Origin of the sequence: Shigella sp. FC1544 (genome assembly GCF_001722145.1) — a bacterium.
GTDB classification, from domain to species: domain Bacteria; phylum Pseudomonadota; class Gammaproteobacteria; order Enterobacterales; family Enterobacteriaceae; genus Escherichia; species Escherichia coli.
In genome coordinates, this window is sequence record NZ_MECT01000145.1 from 1 (window position 1) to 4,894 (window position 4,894).

A 4,894-nucleotide genomic window follows, 5' to 3' on the forward strand; every position below is an offset into this window, starting at 1 on the left:
AGTAGCGGAGCAGGAAGGACATCTGATGGAAATGGAAGCCACGCAAGCACCTTAAAATCACCATCATACACTAAATCAGTAAGTTGGCAGCATTACCAAGTTATCGGTGGCAATAGCCTGTGCAAATTTTTTATAACCCGGGATCGTGTCAGGATTCAGAGTATGATAAAGACAGATTTTCATGGCTGCCGGTTTCCGTCGTGCAAAAAACATGCTGATTTTACGAAGGAATGCCTTACTGAACAACCTTGCCCGGAATACCCCCCGAAATCAGATGGAACAATCAGAAAAATGCTCTGCAGTTATGGAATAAAGAAGGTGGGGTGGTACGCCGGGAGGGCGATCCGCTGGAAATGGCGCAGTAGCTGCAGGCCTGTCATGATGCCGGAATAGAAGTTCGTGTACAGGTTAATGAAAGCGTCACCCCGTAAATAAACTCTGCGCTGAAATTCCTTTTTTTCATTGGAGCACCTGTGTTGTTCTGAGGTGAACATATCACCTCTGTTCAGGTAGCCAAATTCAGTGTGCCACCTCAAGGTTCTTAGTGAGTCGTTTTTAAAAGATATGATAATATATCATTGTTTATGAATTGTTGATGTTTAATTTAGTAAAATATATCAAGTATACCATGGGTTTGCTATGTTATTCATCCAGTATCTGGAAATAAAATGCACCAGCTTTATTGGGTTTTCCTTTTGTCTCTGCTTACTAGGTGCCAGAAACTTTAAATGTTAAACGAAGGGGGCATTTTGTTCAAAGCCAATCATGTTCCGGTATTAATGTATCATCATGTCAGTCATTGCCCCGGACTGGTTACACTTTCTCCCGTGACATTCCGGAAGCAAATGAAATGGTTGGCTGAAAACAACTGGAAAACACTGTCATCAGATGAACTGGAGTTTTTTTATCGGGGCGGAAAACTCCCCCGGAAAAGCGTTATGTTGACATTTGATGATGGATACCTTGACAACTGGTTTCAGGTATATCCTTTATTAAAAGAGTTTAATCTCAAAGCACATATTTTTTTAATTACCGGTTTTATTGGGAATGGTCCGGTTCGTCACTCTCCTGGAAAGGAATATTCTCATCGCGATTGCGAACATCAAATAGCGACAGGGAATGCTGATAATGTTATGCTTCGCTGGTCTGAAGTAAACGAAATGTTGCAATCTGGTCTGGTCGAATTTCATGTTCATACGCATACTCATACACGCTGGGATAAAAAGTTCAGTTCACGAGAAGAACAGTGTAAACATCTTCGGCAGGACTTGTTGAGCGGGAGAGAATATTTGAAAGAAATGACAGGAAAATGCAGTAAACATTTGTGTTGGCCGGAAGGTTATTATAACAAGGATTATATTCAGGTCGCTGAAGAACTTGGATTCTATTATTTATATACAACAGAAAGAAGAATGAATGCTCCTGCTAAAGGAACTACACGGATAGGAAGAATAAGCACCAAAGAACGGGAAAGTTGCGCATGGCTGAAAAGACGACTTTTTTATTATACAACACCGTTTTTTTCATCGTTGCTGGCCTTTCATAAGGGGCCAAGATTACCGGATGATTAATAATGAATATACTATTTACGGAATCATCACCGAATATAGGTGGTCAGGAATTACAGGCTGTTGCTCAAATGAAGGCCCTGAAGAAAATGGGGCATTCAGTTCTGCTTGTCTGCAGGGAAAACAGCAAAATTGCTTTTGAAGCCAGTAAATTGGGAATTGATATCACATTCGCGTTATTTCGAAACAGTCTTCACATCCCTACTGCATGGAGATTACTCGGAATAGTTCATGGTTTTCAGCCCAATGCAATCGTTTGTCACAGTGGGCATGATAGCAATATTGTTGGTTTAGTACGGTTATTCACTTGGAAACATCCATTCAGAATTATCAGGCAAAAGACATATTTGACACGAAAAACAAAAGTTTTTTCAATAAATCATTTTTGCGATGAGGTGATTGTTCCCGGAACAAGTATGAAGACACATCTGGAGCAGGAAGGATGTCGAACCCGGGTTACTGTTGTGCCTCCAGGCTTTGATTTCCAGAAATTATACGTTGATTCCCGAAACAGTTTGCCTCCAAATGTTCTTTCTTGGCTGGCGTCCCGAAGGGGATGCCCCGTTATTGCTCAGGTAGGAATGTTGCGCCCGGAAAAAGGGCACGAATTTATGTTGAATTTACTGTTCCATTTAAAAATGAATGGACGACAGTTCTGTTGGTTGATTGTGGGGTCTGGTTCGCCTGAACTGCGGGAGCATTTACAGTATCAGATTGACAGTATGGGCATGCATGATGATGTTTTTATTGCTGACAATGTTTTTCCTGCCGCCCCCGTATATCGGGTTGCCAGTCTGGTGGTTCTGCCTTCAGAAAACGAATCGTTTGGTATGGTACTGGCAGAAGCATCGGCATTTTCTGTGCCTGTACTGGCCAGTCAGATTGGTGGAATCCCTGATGTTATTCAGAACAACCAGACCGGGACATTGTTACCAGCAGGTAATAAGCACGCATGGATGTGCGCCCTGAATGATTTTTTTAATGACCCTGGGCGTTTTTATCAGATGGCTCGCCAGGCAAAACAGGATATAGAAGAGCGGTTTGATATTAATAAAACTGCGTTAAAAATACTCACATTAGCGAAGCACAAGTAACAATATGTTTTCTGTAAGTAACTTATCATTTATCGGTTTCCTTAAAAGGATTGTTTTTTCCTCAGATTCACTCCCGGGGAAGTGGGAACACAGAAAATTCCGGTTCATGTACATTTTGCGATGTGCTATAAATCCGGTTGCCAGTATTCGATATTATTACGAACTGCGTTCCTTGCCGTGCATTGAGGATATTCTGGCAATACACCCCACGTTGCCAGCAAGAATTCATCGCCCTTATTTGCATAAAGGGGGGCGCGCCTGGACCCGTGGACAATATATTCTTGAGCATTATCGCTTTGTGCAAAAATTGCCAGAAAAATATTCTAAATTTTTGTTTCCACAAAAATCGGTATCATTAGTCCAATTCATCGGGAAAGATGGAGAGAATTTTGATATCCAGTGTTCTCCCAGTGGTTTTGACCGGGAAGGAGAGTTGATGTTGTCATTGTTTTACAATAAAACAGTTATTACCCGGTTAACATTTTCAGTCATTCTGACTCAAAATGGACACATTGCTTTTATTGGCGGATTACAGGGAGCCCCTAAAAATACCGGACCTGATGTTATTCGGTGCGCAACCCGGGCCTGTTATGGGATTTTCCCAAAACGGATTATTTTTGAAGCATTTTGTGCGTTGATGAAAGCTTGCAATATCTCTGAGTGTCTGGCAGTCAGTGAGCACAGTCATGTTTTCCGACAATTGAGATACTGGTATCAGAAACGCAAAACCTTTGTTGCGGTCTATAGTGATTTCTGGGAGTCTGTAGCAGGAAAAACCTGTGGTGACTGGTACAGATTACCAACCCAGGTGATTCGAAAGCCGCTAAGCGATATAGCCAGTAAAAAACGCTCTGAGTACCGAAAACGATACGCTTTGCTGGATTATATCCATGAAACTACTATCCGCTCTTTGGATGCATATCCTGTACACTCAGAACATCAGGATTTAAATTAAGGTTTGATGTATTCTCTGAATAAAACAGTAATGATAATATTGGTAGAGGCATTCGCACTAAATAATGAAAAAATATAAATCTGAGTTTATTCCTGAATTTAAGAAAAATTATCTTTCCCCTGTTTACTGGTCTACATGGTTCCTTTTGGGAATGATTGCAGGTATTTCAATGTTTCCCCCTTCATTCAGAGATCCTGTCTTGGCAAAAATAGGGCGTTGGGCGGGCAGATTGAGCAAAAAAGCTCGTCGCAGGGCGACGATTAATTTATCGCTTTGTTTCCCAGAAAAGAGTGATACAGAACGGGAAATAATTGTCGACAAAATGTTTGCCACAGCATTGCAATCCATAGTGATGATGGCAGAACTGGCAATTCGTGGTCCGGAAAAGTTCCAGAAACGAGTGTTCTGGAAAGGCCTCGAAATTCTTGAGGAAATTCGATACAATAACAGAAATGTGATTTTTCTGGTTCCCCATGGCTGGAGCGTGGATATTCCTGCAATGTTGCTGGCAGCTCAGGGGGAAAAAATGGCCGCCATGTTTCATCAGCAACGAAATCCAGTGATTGATTATGTCTGGAATTCTGTACGGCGTAAATTCGGGGGGCGCTTACATTCCCGTGAGGATGGGATAAAACCATTTATTCAGTCAGTACGCCAGGGATACTGGGGGTATTACCTTCCAGATCAGGATCATGGTCCTGAATACAGTGAATTTGCTGATTTTTTTGCGACCTATAAAGCGACATTACCAATTATTGGACGTCTGATGAACATCAGTCAGGCTATGATTATACCGCTTTTCCCGGTTTATGATGAAAAAAAACATTTCCTGACTATTGAAGTTCGGCCACCAATGGATGCATGCATTGCCAGCGCGGACAATAAAATGATTGCCCGACAAATGAACAAAACAGTGGAAATTTTGGTGGGGTCACATCCGGAACAGTATATCTGGGTTTTAAAATTGTTAAAAACGCGCAAATCAAACGAAGCGGACCCGTACCCTTGAAATTATAAAGTACAGGTATTTCCACTAGTTGTTTCTTACAGGTTACCAATCGAAACACATCCCCCTTCCGTGTGTTGCCCGTTTGGCACGGAGGACTGTGTAGATGCAGTTCGTTAAATTTAATTTATGCCTAAATAGCTGCGCTTAATACCGCTACACTTTTGCCAGTCCATGTTTGCCTCCGGGGAATGGGCTGACGGTTTCCATAAAATGGCGAACTTTTTTCAACAGTTGCCACATTGAGCGGCACTGATGATTACGCGTTATT

At 41.9% G+C, this 4,894-nt stretch carries 4 protein-coding genes and 2 pseudogenes; 4 read left to right on the plus strand and 2 right to left on the minus strand.

Annotated elements, in window-relative coordinates; genetic code table 11:
• Positions 1-93: 93 nt before the first annotated feature.
• Positions 94-246 (minus strand): annotated as a pseudogene (locus BGK49_RS30970) (hypothetical protein); the annotation flags it as partial.
• Between the two features lie 482 nt (positions 247-728).
• On the opposite strand from BGK49_RS30970, the gene BGK49_RS09555 reads away from it, so the two are divergent.
• The 4 genes from BGK49_RS09555 to lpxM all read left to right on the plus strand — a co-directional run bounded on the left by BGK49_RS09555 (position 729) and on the right by lpxM (position 4,626).
• Entirely contained in the window at positions 729-1,571 is an 843-nt protein-coding gene (locus BGK49_RS09555) for a polysaccharide deacetylase family protein (RefSeq protein WP_000931198.1), read from the plus strand.
• Positions 1,572-1,573: 2 nt separating this feature from the next.
• A complete protein-coding gene (gene capU, locus BGK49_RS09560; protein WP_005027207.1) occupies positions 1,574-2,662 on the plus strand; it encodes a putative hexosyltransferase CapU in 1,089 nt (362 codons plus the stop codon).
• Positions 2,663-2,666: 4 nt separating this feature from the next.
• The gene (gene virK / locus BGK49_RS09565) at positions 2,667-3,617 is read left to right on the plus strand and encodes a virulence factor VirK (protein WP_005045525.1); all 951 of its coding nucleotides are present in this window, start codon (positions 2,667-2,669) and stop codon (positions 3,615-3,617) included.
• A gap of 64 nt (positions 3,618-3,681) precedes the next feature.
• Positions 3,682-4,626 carry a lauroyl-Kdo(2)-lipid IV(A) myristoyltransferase gene (gene lpxM, locus BGK49_RS09570; protein ID WP_005027201.1) on the plus strand — a complete coding sequence of 315 codons (945 nt, stop codon included), beginning with the start codon at positions 3,682-3,684 and terminating at the stop codon, positions 4,624-4,626.
• 153 nt (positions 4,627-4,779) lie between these two features.
• Here the strand turns inward: lpxM and BGK49_RS29235 are convergent.
• Positions 4,780-4,894 (minus strand): annotated as a pseudogene (locus BGK49_RS29235) (IS630 family transposase); the annotation flags it as partial.

Coding starts and splice junctions, on each gene's coding strand:
- capU (WP_005027207.1), top strand. CDS start 1,574: ATGAATATACTATTTACGGAATCATCACCGAATATAGGTGGTCAGGAA.
- BGK49_RS09555 (WP_000931198.1), top strand. CDS start 729: ATGTTAAACGAAGGGGGCATTTTGTTCAAAGCCAATCATGTTCCGGTA.
- virK (WP_005045525.1), top strand. CDS start 2,667: ATGTTTTCTGTAAGTAACTTATCATTTATCGGTTTCCTTAAAAGGATT.
- lpxM (WP_005027201.1), top strand. CDS start 3,682: ATGAAAAAATATAAATCTGAGTTTATTCCTGAATTTAAGAAAAATTAT.